The following is a 16,810-nucleotide window of genomic DNA, read 5'->3' on the forward strand; positions in this document are numbered from 1 at the left end:
GTGAATGAGTGAATGACCGGGTCGCCGGTGCGATGAATGACCGGGTCGCCGGTGCGATGAATGACCGGGTCGCCGGTGCGATGAATGACCGGGTCGCCGGTGCGATGAATGAGAGAATAAAGTTGATTTTAGATATGCCGTTACTACAAGCTGGTGCTGCGCGGGTTAATATTACTCCTTCCCTGGGGACGCGGATTAATGGTGATTTTGTCACGCATTACGCCACCTATATTCATGATGATCTGTATTCCAAAGCGCTGGTTTTCAGCAGAGGGAATACTTTTGTTGTTTTTGTGGTGGTTGATATTTGTGTAATGCCGAAAGATTTTCTGGATCCCGTAAAAGCGGAGATAACGAAGATAACGGGCATTGCGGCATCGCATATTATGATTTCCAGTACGCACACGCACGCGGCGGGTTCTGTTGCGGATGTACATTTGGGAAGCGTGGATCCGGCTTATGCGCAAAAATTGCCGGGACTGATCGTCGAATCTGTGCGGCAGGCTATTCAAAACCTGCGGCCTGCCCAGATTGCATTCGGCAATGTGAACGCGCCGGAACATTTGCTTTGTCGCAGGTATGAAATGAATGCGGCTTATACTGCCGTTAATCCGGTCACGGGACACGCTGATCAGATCAAGACCAACCCTTTCGGCGCGGAAGAAATGATCGTGAAAAGCATTGCGCCTACCGATCCTGACCTGGGTTACCTGGCGGTGAAAGGGCTGGATGGTAGCTGGATCGGCCTGCTTGCCAACTATTCACTGCACTATGTGGGGGATTGGGAAAACGGGACAATATCCGCGGACTATTTCGGTGTTTTTGCGGAGGCGCTTCGGGAAAAGTTACAGGCCGGGCCAGAGTTCGTGGGAATCATGAGCAACGGGACCAGCGGCGACGTTAATATCTGGGATTTCCTAAATCCGGAACGCTATCCTAAAATGCATCTCGCGAAGAGTAAATTGATAGGTAGCGATCTGGCTGACAAGGTTTTTGAAAATATCAATGCTTTGGATTGGCAAACGGATGTAGTGCTGGAAGCTGCACTCGAAATTGTACAAGTGTCTGTTACGAAGCCGGATCCGCAGGAAATTGAAGCTGCTACCAGCATTATGGCCGGGGCGCATTTTGAAACTATTGAGCCGGACGAGGCAGGTTTGCGGCAGATCTACGCAAGAGAACAAATATTGCTGAACGAAACACCAGACCAGCGTGACTGCCCGGTGCAGGTAATCAAAATCGGTGACGGAATGATCGGCGGGCTTGCGGGTGAGTTTTTTTCTGAAACAGGCTTATACTTAAAGGAAAACAGAGCTTCCACGCACTATTTCACGATCACCATGGCCAATGGTAATGTGGGATACGTGCCGCCTGCCGCCGAAATTGACAAAGGAGGATACGAAACCTGGCGCTGCCGGTACAGCTGTCTCGCTTCCGGCGCAGAGGCTACCATCCGTACGCAACTTTTGGTAATGGCAGAAAAACTCGGCAAGGCTTCAAGCTGATACTATATTTCAGGATTATTTGATATAAAAGTAAAAATCACTACCGGAGCGTGAGCGTTTTCCGGTAGTCGCTCGGGGTCATACATTTCAGTTTTTTGAACTGACGGTTGAAGTTTGCGAGGTTGTTAAATCCGCATTCATAGGCCACTTCTACCACATTCCGGTCGTTTTCTGAAAGCAGCTTACAGGCGTGTCCGATGCGGACGGTCGTGAGGTATTCTACGAATGTAACCCGGAACTGTTCCTTGAAAAAGTTACAAAATGCAGTAACGCCCATGCTGCTGACAGAAGCAATTTCTCCGAGGCTAATATCCTTGTCGAAGTTCTGCATAATGTACCCGGTGATTTTTTTGAAGCGGTCGGAAGAATCGTAATGGAAGTTTTGTACAAAGCGAGGACTGGCTAAAAGATCGTATTCCGTCGTGGTGGACATGATATCGAAGATCAGGAACAAGGAAGAAAGTCTTTGCAATCCGTTCATCGCAGGCATATCGCGGATCAGTTTATTGATTCTATCACGCGTCTCGCCTCGTAGCGCCATTCCACGGTCAGCCAGATTGAGCACTTTTCTGAAATTGTCGATTTCCGGAATATTCATAAAATCCTCACCCAGGAAATCATCTGTAAAGTGTATGACCAGTGCATCTGCTTTGTCTTCCGCTTTCCTTTCCAGGTATATAGGGTCATTAACCCAGACGTGTGGCAGCAGTGAACCCATAAACACCAGATCATCCTCCTCAAAATAGCCGATATGATCTCCAACCATCCTTCTGCCGGTGCTTTTATTGATCAGTACAAATTCGAAGTGCGCGTGGAAATGCCAGGGAGCGGGGAAGAAATCACCTTTCTCGCGAAAAACAATAAACGATTTGTCAACATCCTGAGGTAAGTGAAACTCAACTGCTTTCATAGTCCAGAGTTTTAGTACCTAAGTAAACTAATATAAAATTTCAATTGAACCCAGTTTGTGAAAGATAGTATCAGAAATAGAGATAAAAGTAGCAGAGAGGTCCAATTATACCTGAATTAATAACGTATCGTTACTTCATTACTGCCGCTTAGGGCTCACAACAGGAGAATACAATAAGCTCGCTTACTCTCGAATGTATTTCGATTTCGTATTAGAGGGTTGGCAGAGCGTGACAATGAGTTCATTATCAGACTGATCAATATCCCATGTAGCGCAGCCTATACAGTCAACAACGGGGCACTGGGAACTGATTGCTATCGCTTCCTTAGGGATCACTTCGAAGAGCTTTCCGTTCACATAATACGATTTGGGCGCACAATTCGGACAGCCATTTGAATCAAGTATCACGCCATCATATCTAAAAACTATGTAGTTTGGCTCTCCATCTATTGGAACCCAGATATTGGATCCATTTACATTCTTCTCATAGGCTGTAAGCTTCCATTTGCCTACGAGGGTTTTAATTTCTGGATCGGGTTTTGGGCTGTCCTTTTCACAGGCAATCAGAGCAAAAAGCAGGATAATTGAGAATAGGGAGGTTTTCATAATTCAAAGTTTTTGATAGGATATATATTAATCCGTTATAGTTGGAAAGTTTGGCATTTATAATTCAATTCGATTTATACCTTACTCCTTACCGTCGCCACGACTTCTGACAAGAGGCTTTAATCTCTTTCACGTATCTTTGAGAAATTTGAAAACCTTCTTTTTATGGCACGACGCTTATCCTTCCTGATCATTTTATTGGCAGCAACAATCTCATGTAAGAAGCCAACCTCTGAACCTGTCGTGGAAGCTCACATTGCAAGGCTCGGAAAAATTTTGGGTCAAGACTTGAACGGTGACAAAGCACAATTTGAATTTCTCAAAGATGAAAGTGCGGATACGAAACTCATTACCAGCGCACAAGTAGACTCTATCGAGATCCAGGTACGGGGTATGGGAATAGGAGTGCGAGGAATAATTTTAGGCGACCAAAACGCGAAGGTTTTTAGCTACTATGGTTGGCTGATGGAAGGGGATAAATTAAGGCTCGGAATAAATGACATTAATCATGATGTCAGAACGCCTAGGAACTATTATTGGTCATTAAAGTAAACATATGCCGAAGCTTCAGGTATTTCGAATTTCAGCATGCCATAGTAGAAGGAACTGAGCTTTAAATGGCTACATTGCGATATTGAAATCTTGAATTTTATTGACAGTGGAGACAACTAGTTCTGATCAAGGGATTAAAGATGATCCATACAGCTTGCAGATTCCTTGGGAAAAAGAATTTGAAGAAAAAGCCATGTGGGGAAACAGAATTTTCTGTTTCACATTTTTGGTCTGTTATCCATTAACCTCGATCCTTTATTACCTGAATGGTAATCCAAATTATCAATCCATTCTCCTGGTACAACTAACCTGTAGCGGTTTGGTGGCACTAATTATTTTCCTGCACTTCAGAGAGAAAATAGATAGTCAGAATGCCTCTTTTTTTAGCCGGATTTTGCTGATTATTTTTCATGCGTATATTCTGGCTCGTTTTGAAACCATTAATTATTACGGCCTGAGCATTAATTTGACGCTGCAGCTGATATTTTCGGTCTGGGTACTACGCTGGAAGTTTAGTTATGCCGTGATCAGTTCGGTGATCATGGCCCTGTTTTTTTCCCTTGCGCTTTATAGCCATGGAGCGGATGTGCTTATACTTTTTTTGAAGGAGGGAGGTTTTTTCTACTTTTTGGGACTATGTGTTTTTCCATTGATTTTGCAAATGCGTTACATTAGGCAGTATCGGGAGTTTGTCTTTGCCCAGAGGCTGCAGAAGCAAAATAAAGAGCTGGAAAAGCAAAACCAGTTGGTCAGGGATGCGATGCAGGCAAAATCCGACTTCTTTTCTATAATGAGCCATGAGATACGGACTCCGCTGAACGGGATTGTTGGCGTGATCCATTTATTGCTTCAGGAAGATTTAAGAACCGCTCTCCAAAGAGAGCTGGTCGGGACTTTAAAGTTTTCCTCAGATCAACTGATGGCTATAATAAATGATGTGCTTGATCTAAACAAAATTACTTCCCGCCATGTCAAGCTTGCAAAGGAACCATTTAACCTCTCCATTTTTCTTAGAAACATAGAAAAAACGTTTATTCCGCGTGCTCAGGAAAAAAAGCTTGATTTGATCTTTGAAATCGATTCGTCGCTTCCGGTTCATTTGACTGGCGATCAGGTCCGGCTTAATCAGATCATTACCAATTTACTTCATAATGCGGTAAAATTTACTGAAAGAGGTTTTGTAAAGTTGGCTGTCAGGGAAGTTGAAAGGGATCAGAGCCAGATATTGTTACAGTTTGAAATCAGCGACTCCGGAATCGGTATTCCGCTGGAAGATCAGTCTTCTATTTTCGAGATTTTTGTACAAAGTAGTTTGGAAACTAGTAGGGGCAATCGTGGAACCGGGCTCGGACTCGCTATAACCAAAGAACTCGTACAACTTTTTGGCAGTGAAATAAAATTAAAGAGTGAGCAGGGGCATGGATCGCGCTTTTCATTTTGTATTTATTTCACCTATTCCGATCAGCAACCGGTGGATAGAAAGCCTGTGGACGTGAGAGTTGTTCTTCCAAATGCAAGGGTTTTAGTGGTGGACGATAATGCTGTTAATCGAATGATAGTTACTATTTTGCTCGATAAGATCGGTTTAAAATACGATAAGGCTGAAAATGGCCTTGAAGCAGTTGAAAGATTTGGTAGCAATCATTATGACTTGGTATTGATGGATCTTGGGATGCCTATTATGAATGGCTTCGAAGCTACACAGATCATTCGGGCCCAGGATTCCCAGACACCAATAATCGCCCTAACCGCTTCCGCGTTTACAGAAGAGCGTGACAAAGCTATGTCCAGTGGGTTTTCCGAATACCTTGTTAAGCCTTTTCTTCCTAAGGAATTTTATGATATGATTTTTACTTTTCTGGAGACTGAGCCAACGGCACAGTCGGAGGCAAGGCTTATTCAATCAATTAGTTGACCACTTATATAAATATCAATTTTGGAGTGCAGCTTATGAGGAGCTGAAAAGATGTTGTAGTTTGCTTCTACTCAAACCTAATATTGTTGTCCTAAGAGCGTATTTGGGATTAGGTGAGTTCTTTTAATTATCCCGGATACTTGTGATCTCCAAGAGCTTCTAGGGTTCGAGAAATGGGTTTAAGACGTCTTTCCAAGATTTTGAGTTCAGAAACACACTATTGAATTCCTTTTCCGGAGTTTGGCTACGTAATGCCCCAATTTCACTACGCCGGGGAGTTAAAGGCTGATGAACTTTGCATATCGCAAAATTCAAAAATCAATAACAACATGAAACAGTCACAGACGCCCATCATGAGCTTCAGTCCGGTTGTATTACCAGTTTCCGGCCGTCACGTAGACCTTGAAATGAAAGTTTCTGCTCCTGCTAGCGGAAACAACTTGCCGGTCATTCTTCTTTCGCATGGGCATGGTCCCTCTAATTTTCTCTCTTCGTACAGAGGATATGGTCCCATGGTTGATTTTTTTGCGGCAGAAGGGTTTGTTGTAATTCAGCCTACCCATCAAAATTCCAAAGCACTTGCGCTTCCCTCATCCCTTCCGGAAGCACCCTTGTTTTGGAGTTCACGGGCAACGGACATGCAATTTATCCTTGATCATTTGGACGAAATCATTTCAACAGTGCCTGGGTTAACCGGAAGAGTCGATCAAGCAAAAGTTGCTGCCATCGGTCATTCCATGGGCGGCCAGACCGTGGCCATGCTGGCAGGCATGGAGGTAACCGACCCGGCCACAGGAAAAATAGTGAATTCCGCAGAGCCAAGATTGAAGGCCCGGGTGCTGATTGGCGCCTCTGGTGGGCCGGAAGGATTTAACGGAGTCAATAGACAGCACTATCCTGTGTTGGCGGCAGGTAATTTCAGCACCATGACTTTGCCAGCACTCATTGTGAATGGGGACAAAGACATAAACCTCATGTTCTCTGATGTGGACAACTGGCGTGCAGACGCTTATTATCAAAGTTCCGGCCCGAAGGACCTGCTGACCGTGTTTGGCGCCGAACACATTTTTGGTGGCATATCAGGGTATGATGCCCGCGAAACAAGTGATGAAAATCCGGAGCGTGTTACCTTTGTATGTGAAAGCATTCTTGCGTATGTTCGGAGTACATTCGATCCGAACGATACAAGTTGGGAAGACGCCAAGAAAGCCCTTAACGGCGTACCAGGTGCATTAGGCAGTATTGAAAGTAAATTGTAAAACGGACATTATGAAGGATGAGATGTCTAGCCATAGATTCAATTCCTTATCAAGGCTGCATAAGGCGCTGGACATGCCGGCACCTATGCACCCATTGGTAAGTTTAATAAATAATGCTGCAGGGACCATTCCACTGGAAAGGCTTCCCAGTCCCCATATCCTAAATTTTTATAAGATATCCTATAAGACAAACTTCCGGGGGAAGTTTAAATACGGGCAGCATTACTACGATTTCGACGAGGGGGGAATGTTTTTTGTTTCGCCTAATCAGATCACAGGAGGCCACGCACCGCTCAGTGATCAATCCGGTTATACTTTACTTTTCCACCCGGATTTTTTACTTGGTTACGAACTGGCCAGGAAGATCAAAGCGTACGGATTTTTTTCCTATTCTATCCATGAAGCGCTACATTTATCGGAAAAGGAAAAGACCACGATCATTTCTGTTTTTGAAAGTATTGAAGAAGAATTGAAAGACAGAATTGATAATTTCAGCCAGGACGTTGTTATTTCTCAGATCGAATTGCTGCTGAATTATGCCAACCGGTTCTACAGCCGGCAATTCATTACCCGTAAGGCGGTAAGCAGCGATCTGCTTCAAAAGGTAGAAGAAATTTTACAAGCCTACTTTCAGTCACCACCCACGAAAAAGCAGGGGCTTCCAACTGTCCAGTTTCTGTCTGAGCAGTTAAACGTCAGTGCCAGTTACTTAAGTGATATGCTGCGATCAACGACCGGGCAAAATGCACAACAGCACATTCATAACCATCTGATTGAAAAGGCAAAAGAACAGCTATCGACGAGCGATGCATCGATAAGCGAAATAGCGTATGAATTAGGGTTCGAACATCCACAGTCCTTTAGTAAACTTTTCAAGCTCAAAACCAGTGTGTCGCCTTTGGATTTCAGGCGTTCTTTTAATTAAAGCATATTGGAGTGCAGTACACCTCCTGATGTTGTCGCGCTTCTAAACGTACAAAAGCCGCTCAACTTTCGTTGAAGGGCTTTTATACCCCGACTAAAAACGAGAATTCACAAAACGGCTTAAATCATACTTTTTTACAGAATACGCCCTATCTTGCATTAGAGGTTACAAAAATAATCTATAATTAAGGTCGTGGATAGAAGGATTTTAACATGTGTTATAGCGGATGACGAGAGAGCTGGAAATTTTCAAGAATTGTTAGTTGTTGCGACAGGTTTAGAACCTGTTCGTGGTCGGCAGTGCTTTCGGTGAACGCCAGGGATTGCCCCTTTAGGACTTGCTGGCCATCCTTAATCAGTAGACGGTCTAGTTTCCCTTCCGAACGGACTACGATTGTTCTCGGAGCTTCGAAGGCAGTGAGACTGATTCGAGCTGGGACAATATCCGGATACCGGATAAACCAACAGACGGCGAAAAGGATGAGGAGCATACCAAAAAATGCGCTTATTCCCCAAGTCAATATCCAGTGAGGCGGTGCGCCTACTATTTCCTGCATTTCGTCGCTGTGCAGCTCGCGGAAAGGATTTACGGATGAAATCACCGGATATATTTGGCTTTTTGCTTGGATGTACATTTTTAACCTTCGGCCAATTCCAACTGATTGCTGACCAATTCGAAATATTTCCCCCTTTTCTCAACCAGTTCTTTGTGGGTTCCTACTTCAAGGATTTCCCCCTTTTCCATTACAACGATCTGGTCTGCATGTTTTACCGTACTCAGACGATGGGCAACCACAATTACGGTACGACCTTTAAAAAATTTGTTGAGCTCTCGGACAATTATAGCTTCATTATTTGCGTCCAGTGAATTGGTCGCCTCATCAAACAAAAGTAGTTGAGGATTTTTGTAGACGGCCCGAGCAATCAAAATTCGCTGTCGTTGTCCCTGGCTGATACCATTGCCGGCAGACCCGATCATTGTGTGATAACCTAGCGGCAGGGATTCGATAAAATCATGAATGTTGGCTGTTTGCGCAGCCCTGTAAAGCCGATTCTGATCAATGATTTCATCACTGACTGCGATATTACGGGCAACTGTGTCTGAAAATATAAACCCATCTTGCATCACTACGCCGCATTGACTACGCCAGGCCTTATGGGAGATGTACTTCAACGCAATCCCCCGCGTCCACTCCCCATTCTGCTTCAAAGACCCTTCAATGATCGGACTTTGGGAAGTAAGCTGATTTGAAGTCAGTCTGATTTCTCCTTTTTGGGGTTCGTAAAAACGCAGCAGCAACTTGAGAAGCGTTGTTTTGCCACTGCCGCTTGTACCGACAATTGCAGTAGTCTTTCCGTGTGGGATTGTGAGATTAATATCACTAAGTACAGGTTCGTTGCCCGCACCTGGATATGTATATGATAAACCGGATATCTGTATATCTTGGCTAGTATCCCATTCCTTCCGGTTGTTTTTGTGGGCAGGTTCCTCTTCTTCAATCCTGTGAACTTCGTTCAACCTTTCAAGGCTTATCTGCGCATCCTGCCAGCTTTGCAAAAAACTTACCAACTGTTCGATTGGACTGTTGAACTGACCGAGTATGTATTGCACGGACATCATTCCTCCCAAGGTCATGTTGCCGTCCAAAACCGCCTTGGCAGCCAGAAACGTGATGATAATACTCTTGCCCTGGTTGATAAACAAAGCGCCCGCCTGCTGAACCTGGGACAGAGAAAGGCTCGAAACGTTCCATTTGAAATATTTAGCCTGAGTCCGCTCCCATTCCCACCGTTTCAAAGTTTCAGCTCCTGCAAGTTTTATTTCCTGCATACTTTGGATAAGCTGGATCAGGATACTTTGATTTCCTGAAGATATGTTGAAGCGCTTCACATCAAGCTGCCTCCTCTTCTTCAAGAATAATACCACCCAAGTAGCGTACAGTATCGAAGCGGCCAATGCGACTGTAAAAATCTGCAAGCTGTAAAAGGCAAGCACTGCCCCGAATACAAATAGGTTAAAAAACGAAAACAGCAGATTTAGTGCCTGTCCGGTAAGAAAGGTCTGGATACGTTGGTGATCACCTATTCGCTGCATGATATCTCCAAACTGCCTGACATCAAAAAATGAAATTGGCAACCGCATGAGCTTGATAAGAAAATCTGAAAGGATCGTCAAGTTCAACCTAACGCTAATGTGCAGTAGGATCCAGCTTCGGATATATTCAACAACTGTTGTACTCAATAATAGCACCGCTTGTGCTATAAGCGCAAGGTAAATGAAATTGATGTCCTGCGTGCCAATACCAATATCTACGATTGATTGGGTCAAAAAAGGAAATAACAAGGAGAGGCCACTTCCGACAAGCATTCCCAAAAAGAGCTGGACTAGAAGTTTCCTGTATTTTGACAGGTAACCAACGAGTTGCGTCAGTGTTACGCCATCATTCTTTTCTCCCCGTTCCTCAAAAAATCGAGGTGTGGTTTCTAGCAGCAAGGCAATGCCCTCTTTATCATCTTTGTTAAGACTGCTCAGCCACATTTTAGAAAACTCCTTCTCGTTGTAGCTTGACAAGCCTGAACTAGGATCCGCTACATGGAAATCATAATCTGTGTTCTTTTTAAAAACAGATCTGTAAGCGGCCGGGTTGCTATTAGGTATCGGTGTTGTGGAATTTGCCTCCTGACTTCTTCCGCCCCACACATTTTGTAGCCCCTGCTTACTCAGGATAAAAGTGTCACGCGTGATTTTGTAAAGAACGACAAAGTGATTCTGCCCCCAATGCAAGATACAAGGTAAGGGAGCGTCCTTCACGAGTTTATCTAAACTCACTTTCACGCCAACCGTCTTGAAACCAATAGCCTCAGCTGCATCGGCAATTCCAAGCAATGATACGCCTTCCTTTCCAATCTGGGCTAGTTCTCTGAGAGACTGAGCTGAATAGTGGCGTCCATAATACTTGGCCACCATCCGAAGACAGGTAGGACCGCAGTCCATTTTATCAAGTTGGCGATAGTGCTGAAAGTTTACAGGCATTGAATTGTGGTAGATATGATATCAGTCATATTCCTAAATGTCGCAATATGGCTTTCGATTGATTCCTTGGGAAAATCAATAAACTTGCGGGTTTGAACCCACAAGTTTGAATCTTATTCAAATAAGAAAAACTGATCAGTCTGGTGGATTAACCTCTCTGCACTCACTCATGATGCCGCCCCCGCTGCAGCCATAGCTCTCACAAGCTTCTACCGAAGTTCCGGAGCAACTCCCTGTGTCTGTGACACCATCGTAGATACAATCGCATTCGATATTCTTTACACCACCAATTACATTTTTCGCTTGTGCCCTCGTGAGCGCGAAACCACTAAAATTCGAGATTGACATAGCTTTGTTTTTTAAGTTTAACAATATGAACTGATTTTCGAAAATCCTATGAGATGATGGGTACACGGTCATTTGCAGAAATTGATCTAACAACTTTCTTTAAATCCTTGATCTGGAAAACGGAAGGGAATTTTGCTTTATTGAAATACACGGTTGGCGTAGCTGTCACTCCCGCCATAGCACTCCATTTGCCATGCAATCTAAGCTGATGAATTGCTTCTCCGTTTTGAGTCGCACTGTAATTTAAATCACGCCATTTCTCCACATCCTGGTTGATATCACGAAACCAATCACTCATTTTATGCTTCGTTTCACTCTCGCTCGATGCTAAAAAAACTTCCGCCACTCGCCACGCATTTCTGTTGCCTATAAAAATAAACTCACATTGAATATCCGCGCCATCGCTAATTAATTCATTAATTTGACTGTGCATTTGCGAGCAAGGACTGCACATCGGATTTGTTATGATCGTCAACAAATTCTTCGAGTCATGTCTACCCATCTTTACCGTATGCATATCATCAAATATTGGTGGCATATCATCATTCTGACTAAAGGTCGCCCTAATGAAATCATCATTGAACTTTACCTTATAGAATTGCCGCTGCAAATCGAACCATTGATATGATCGAATGAGAGGCTCTTTAAGAAAAGTCCATAGTAAGCTTGGAATTAGAAATGCAATGGATAACAGTAGAAGTGATCTTGCATCCCATTCAATTTGAGGTATATTAAGTTGAAACACAAAAATTAGGAATTCTATCCAAAGAATAAACTGAACAGAAAGGCATAATGGACACCATCTTTTTGCGACGAAGTATTGATATCCAATCGAGTAGAAAGTGTAAGGAAGAGCTACCACACTTAATATTCCTAACCAAGTCAACAAAACTTGATTTCCATTGATAATTGCAAAAAGCATTGTTATTATGCCACCCGCAAAATATATAAAGCCAAGATCTGCCCAAGTAAGCCATGACGTAATCTTAGCAGCTTTTGATTGTAGAATATCACTGCAATTGCTTTGGCTACTAAAATGACAGAGCTTGTGCAAAAACGGGTTGTCTGAGTTTAAGCTAGACCAAAGTAATAGCGCACAAAGCGCTGTGCCAACGAATTTGACGAATATAATGAATCCTAGATATGGAGTTAGCCCCAGTAAGATATTTAAATTTAGAAAGGCAAATATTCCTAAACAAAGAATAGATCCAGCAGCTAAAAAGAAAATTCTTGCATTTTTTAGAAGTTGCTTTTCGACCTGGGTCTTGTATTTTAACTCTCCTGAAAATTCATTGGGCTCAATTAGGAGTGCAGTACCATCCCATTTGTGTTCGAAACTATCAATAGTTTCCTTTTGCCAGCCATTTTCCGTGTCTAACCATTCAATGGTATCATTTTTAATGGTTTTAATCGGCGCAAGTATCCCGTCTCGAACAGTCAGGTAGAAAAGTGCTGGAAGCGGTATAGCCGTCAGTTGATGTATGGGTATGCGAGTAGCGAGGTTGGGTATTTTCCATTCGTTCAGCGCATCACTAACAGAAGCCACGCTCGGAAAATCCGGATGAAGTAATAGCTCTTCTTCCAGGCCAATACTTGAGACTTTTATATTGTTGACAGATAATAAGTATTCGACGGCATCCTTTGCATTTGTCTCATATTTATTAAGGTTCATAATTCCTTTGCTTTAAATGAACATAAATTGGGCAATACGACTCATAACATCTCGCTTATATTTACTTATATTAAATGATCTAATATTCGTTAAGGCTCCCGATATTTCCTGGTTCTGTTAGCTTCCGCTTACAATCTAACTTTGATTATTAATTACAATATTTGAAGATAAATTATCAAAATTCATAAATCGAAATTGTTCGACTAATGGGATATAATTTAGACTAACTAACTAAATTTTTCGATGAACTATGTCTTTCAAGCGTTCAATTTGATTTGAGAAATTACCTTAGCAATATCACCCATTGTTATGGTATGGAAATATTCCGAAATACAGAGAATTAGAAATTAAAGAATATCACTTTGCCGACATCACGACTATGAAGATTTGGCGGCAGCATGGCATTTCCAAAGTCACTTTTACAGTTGGAAAAGCCGGTAGGGCGGGATGGAGGCTTCTGACGTCAAGTGGCTGAAAGATTTGGAGGAGTAAAATCACGCCTTATATTTCCACGGCGGCTGAATCAAATTCGAGTTCTGTCAACTAAACCGCAGTCGAACCAGCGATAAGCTAAAATGCGATGAAAAGTGCGTTTTGCAAAGGCACAAAACGAGAAAAGCCCCTCAACTTGCGTTGAAGGGCTTTTGTACCCACAACCGAACAAATGTCGAACCAAATGCTAGCTGGTTTAGAGAAAATAGCTTCTTTAACCATGTTATAAATAAACAATAGTGCAACTGGTATGCCATCTGGAAGCGGGCATTCAGCCTGACCGTTATTCCAATGCCGTTTAACCGGACTCGAAAAAAGAGTATGATCAAAGCCGCACGCACTTTTATGTTGACTTTTACAAATACTCCTACGTTCCCGATATGTCCAAAACGGCTTCCATATCAAGGCAAAAGGGTTTGCTATCCCTTCTTTTCAGCCTTTGGGTTTTGGTGTCAATTTTTAATGCGCATGTTCTGCATGCGCAAAGTGATTCTGCTCAAAACAACTCAGAATTTACCGTCACTAAACGGCTGCTATCCATTGAAGATGGGCTGGCTTCGCATGAAGTTTTCTGTGGGGTTCAGGACACTGCGGGATTTCTTTGGTTTGGAACACGCAACGGGTTAAATCGCTATGACGGCCGAAATTCCTTACTATTTACCCGGCAGCGCAATAAGTTACAGGAGAATAAAGTGGTTCAGCTGGCAAGGGACGATGCCAATCGCCTTTTTCTCCAATACGGCAGCTCTGGTTTTCAGCTAATGACTAACGGAAAAGTGGATGTGATCGACGCGGCGACGCAAGAGGTGAAAACATTGACAGCTGCATTTCCTGACCTCCCTTTCAAAGAGAGTGACGTGTATTGGGTTGCGAACGATGGCACGGGGGAGGTTACCTTTTTGACCGCCTCTCCGTTTCGCTATTGGCGCTATTCAACCAAAAAGGGGTTCAAGCTCCGTTTCGAGATGAAGGATTGGGACAAAAAGACTCCAACTGACTATTGGACAACCGGCCCTTACTGCACCTTCATGGAAGGGAAAGTCTTGTTGAAATTGAACAATCAGGAAAAGCAATTTCTGGTTACCCCTGACACAGTTATTGCATTTCAACAGCATGATGTGTTACGCTCTTTACCTATCGGTTTTACAAATAATCATGAGCTCTTAATCACCTATAACACAGCAAGCAACACAGATCAATTCGCTGTGGGCAAGCCGGGCTCGAATGGAAAACTTACATTGGTTAACGACCTTGCCAGATACAATCTTGAACGGGTCAAGAACCGTTATTGGTTCCAGGTTTGTGCTGCAACCGGCGGTGGCGGGGCTGCATTCTACATTCCTACCGATGCGCTTTACTTATGGAACAAAAGCGCCTTTTTGAAAGTCATTGATCATTCGGAGCTAAAAGGTTTTGAGAACCTGTTTATATACCAACTCTTTCCCGATGCGTTGGGTAACCTTTGGCTTTGCACTTCGTTGGGCGCTTTTCAGCTGACGCTCAAAAAGAATAGGTTCCAGCATTACTTTTCAACCAGCCAGCAATCCATTGAGCCCAACAGCCAGGCCCGCGGCATCTATGCAGACCGGACCAGGAATGTTGCCGCCAACATTTGGGCGCATACTTTTTTGCAAAGTGGAGGAAAAGTGCAAGCTATCAGGAATCAGTTCATAAACTATGCGCTCGTTAAACACCAGTCAGCATTGTACAGCGGGGGTTACGCGCTCTCACGATATGACGATGCCGAAAATAAGGTCGTCACTTTTACCGAAGGCTTGGGATCCGAAATTTGGTCAATGCATTCGCTCAATGATAGTCTTTTGCTGTTAGGCAGGACGAATGGTTTTTCAGTTTTTAATTCAAGAACGGACCAGTTTGATTCCATCCCGATTACGAAAACAAGTGCCGAGGCGAAATTTGTTTACAGGTTTTTTACTGATAAAAAAGGGATTTTATGGGCCGCTGCGGAGAATGGGTTATATAAACTGATTAGTGCTCCCGGGGATGCCAAAAAAGGTTCGCACAACTTGTCAATGGAGAAACGGCAATCGGGTTTTTTAAACGGGCTGAGCCTCTTGGACGCCTATCAGGATCCCGACGGCATTTTCTGGCTTGCTACGAACGGCGAGGGACTTTATCGTTGGAATCCTAAAACAAATCACTCAAAACAGTTCAACATCACCGCCGGTTTTCCTTCCGACGTTTTGTACAGAATCGAGCCTGATGCATTCGAAAACCTTTGGATCAGTTCCGATTATGGGCTAATCCGTTTTAATCGGAAAAACCTTTCGGTCAACACTTACACGACCATCGACGGCATTTCTCACAACGAATTTAACCGCACATCCTCATTCAGGGCTAGCGACGGCAGGTTGTTTTTTGGCGGGTTAAACGGCGTGAATGCGTTTGATCCGCGTGACTTTCGTACGGACAGTTCTGGGCTGGAAGTTCCTTTGCAGATCATCGCATTCAATCAGTTTATAGGGTCACAAAGTGAGCTGGTCAATAAAACCAATGTCTTGCTGAGCGAAGGAAAAATTGTATTAAAACCCGACGATAAGTTTTTTACGCTGGACTTCCAATTGCTGGATTTTACCCAAAACGAAGGTCACCGGTATGCCTATAAAATTGAAGGACTGGATAATAACTGGAATTATATCAATGAAAACTCGGTCAGGATCAGCGGGTTGCCTTATGGGGATTTTGCGCTACGTATAAAGGCGCAAGATAGGGAAGGGGCATGGAATAAGCGTGAGCTGAACATTCCACTCACGGTCCTGAAACCTGTTTATCTGCAATGGTGGTTCATACTACTTGCATTAATGCTGTTTACGCTGGGCGTTTACGCGATTATTCGACTCAGATTAAAACAGCTAGCTTTTGAAAAGAAGCGTTTGGAGCAAGTTGTCAATGAGCGGACGGCACAATTGAAGCAGTCGCTTTCGGAGCAATCGGCTTTGCTATTGGAAAAAGATGTGCTCATGAAAGAGATCCATCACCGTGTAAAAAATAATTTGCAGGTGATCTCAGGATTACTCGAACTGCAAAGCAAAGCTTTAACAGATGAAACAGCCCGTGAGGCTTTGCAGGAAGGACGCAATCGCGTCCGCAGCATTGCATTGATTCACCAAAACCTTTACCAGTTTGAAAATCTGAGCAGCATTGACCTGAAAAGGTTTATCGGGGACTTATGCAAGCAAGTGAAAAGTGTTTTCCAGTATCAACAAAGAGTCGATATTAGCATTGACATACCGGAAACACACCTGGATATTGACTCTGCCGTTCCTCTTGGCTTGATATTGAACGAATTGCTGACCAACTCATTCAAATATGCGTTTTCCGAGGCAAGAGCCGGGATTGTCGAATTGAAAATCAGACAGATAGGAGAAGGTATATATCAGCTGCATTACATGGATAATGGGCCTGGTTTGCCCGAAAATCTGAACTTTGATAAATCATCAACGCTTGGGTTACAGCTAATCAATGATCTTAGCAGGCAGATCGGAGGTAAAGTTCAGTATGTAACCGATGGTGGTGCTACATTTACTATTAATTTTACGACTCGCGACGTTCGGAAAAATCAAGACTAAAAT

Annotated in this window: 11 protein-coding genes; 6 read left to right on the forward strand and 5 right to left on the reverse strand. The window is 43.5% G+C overall.

Going from position 1 to position 16,810, the window contains the following annotated elements:
- Positions 1-8: 8 nt before the first annotated feature.
- Positions 9-1,505: a neutral/alkaline non-lysosomal ceramidase N-terminal domain-containing protein gene (locus tag LZG94_RS24115; protein ID WP_233794226.1), complete on the forward strand. Its 1,497-nt coding sequence runs from the start codon at positions 9-11 to the stop codon at positions 1,503-1,505.
- 40 nt (positions 1,506-1,545) lie between these two features.
- On the opposite strand, the gene LZG94_RS24120 is transcribed toward LZG94_RS24115, so the two are convergent.
- Positions 1,546-2,415: an AraC family transcriptional regulator gene (locus LZG94_RS24120; protein WP_233794227.1), complete on the reverse strand. Its 870-nt coding sequence runs from the start codon at positions 2,413-2,415 to the stop codon at positions 1,546-1,548.
- Positions 2,416-2,598: 183 nt separating this feature from the next.
- Positions 2,599-3,021: a hypothetical protein gene (locus LZG94_RS24125; RefSeq protein WP_233794228.1), complete on the reverse strand. Its 423-nt coding sequence runs from the start codon at positions 3,019-3,021 to the stop codon at positions 2,599-2,601.
- Between the two features lie 165 nt (positions 3,022-3,186).
- Here LZG94_RS24125 and LZG94_RS24130 point away from each other — a divergent pair, with 165 nt between their 5' ends.
- The 4 genes from LZG94_RS24130 to LZG94_RS24145 all read left to right on the forward strand — a co-directional run bounded on the left by LZG94_RS24130 (position 3,187) and on the right by LZG94_RS24145 (position 7,672).
- The gene (locus tag LZG94_RS24130; RefSeq protein WP_233794229.1) at positions 3,187-3,573 is read left to right on the forward strand and encodes a hypothetical protein; all 387 of its coding nucleotides are present in this window, start codon (positions 3,187-3,189) and stop codon (positions 3,571-3,573) included.
- 106 nt (positions 3,574-3,679) lie between these two features.
- Positions 3,680-5,488: a response regulator gene (locus tag LZG94_RS26490; protein WP_233794230.1), complete on the forward strand. Its 1,809-nt coding sequence runs from the start codon at positions 3,680-3,682 to the stop codon at positions 5,486-5,488.
- 329 nt (positions 5,489-5,817) lie between these two features.
- Positions 5,818-6,747 carry an alpha/beta fold hydrolase gene (locus LZG94_RS24140; RefSeq protein WP_233794231.1) on the forward strand — a complete coding sequence of 310 codons (930 nt, stop codon included), beginning with the start codon at positions 5,818-5,820 and terminating at the stop codon, positions 6,745-6,747.
- Positions 6,748-6,757: 10 nt separating this feature from the next.
- Positions 6,758-7,672: an AraC family transcriptional regulator gene (locus LZG94_RS24145; protein ID WP_233794232.1), complete on the forward strand. Its 915-nt coding sequence runs from the start codon at positions 6,758-6,760 to the stop codon at positions 7,670-7,672.
- A gap of 217 nt (positions 7,673-7,889) precedes the next feature.
- Here LZG94_RS24145 and LZG94_RS24150 read toward each other — a convergent pair whose 3' ends face one another.
- From LZG94_RS24150 to LZG94_RS24160, 3 genes are all read right to left on the reverse strand, one after another.
- Positions 7,890-8,306: a hypothetical protein gene (locus tag LZG94_RS24150; RefSeq protein ID WP_233794233.1), complete on the reverse strand. Its 417-nt coding sequence runs from the start codon at positions 8,304-8,306 to the stop codon at positions 7,890-7,892.
- 2 nt (positions 8,307-8,308) lie between these two features.
- Positions 8,309-10,705 (reverse strand): peptidase domain-containing ABC transporter, encoded by a 2,397-nt coding sequence (locus tag LZG94_RS24155; protein WP_233794234.1) that lies wholly within the window; start codon positions 10,703-10,705, stop codon positions 8,309-8,311.
- A gap of 394 nt (positions 10,706-11,099) precedes the next feature.
- Positions 11,100-12,725 (reverse strand): vitamin K epoxide reductase family protein, encoded by a 1,626-nt coding sequence (locus tag LZG94_RS24160; protein ID WP_233794235.1) that lies wholly within the window; start codon positions 12,723-12,725, stop codon positions 11,100-11,102.
- Positions 12,726-13,666: 941 nt separating this feature from the next.
- Here LZG94_RS24160 and LZG94_RS26495 point away from each other — a divergent pair.
- Positions 13,667-16,807 (forward strand): histidine kinase dimerization/phosphoacceptor domain -containing protein, encoded by a 3,141-nt coding sequence (locus LZG94_RS26495; protein WP_233794236.1) that lies wholly within the window; start codon positions 13,667-13,669, stop codon positions 16,805-16,807.
- Positions 16,808-16,810: the final 3 nt, after the last annotated feature.

Origin of the sequence: Dyadobacter sp. CY343 (assembly GCF_021390335.1) — a bacterium.
Classification (GTDB): Bacteria; Bacteroidota; Bacteroidia; order Cytophagales; family Spirosomataceae; genus Dyadobacter.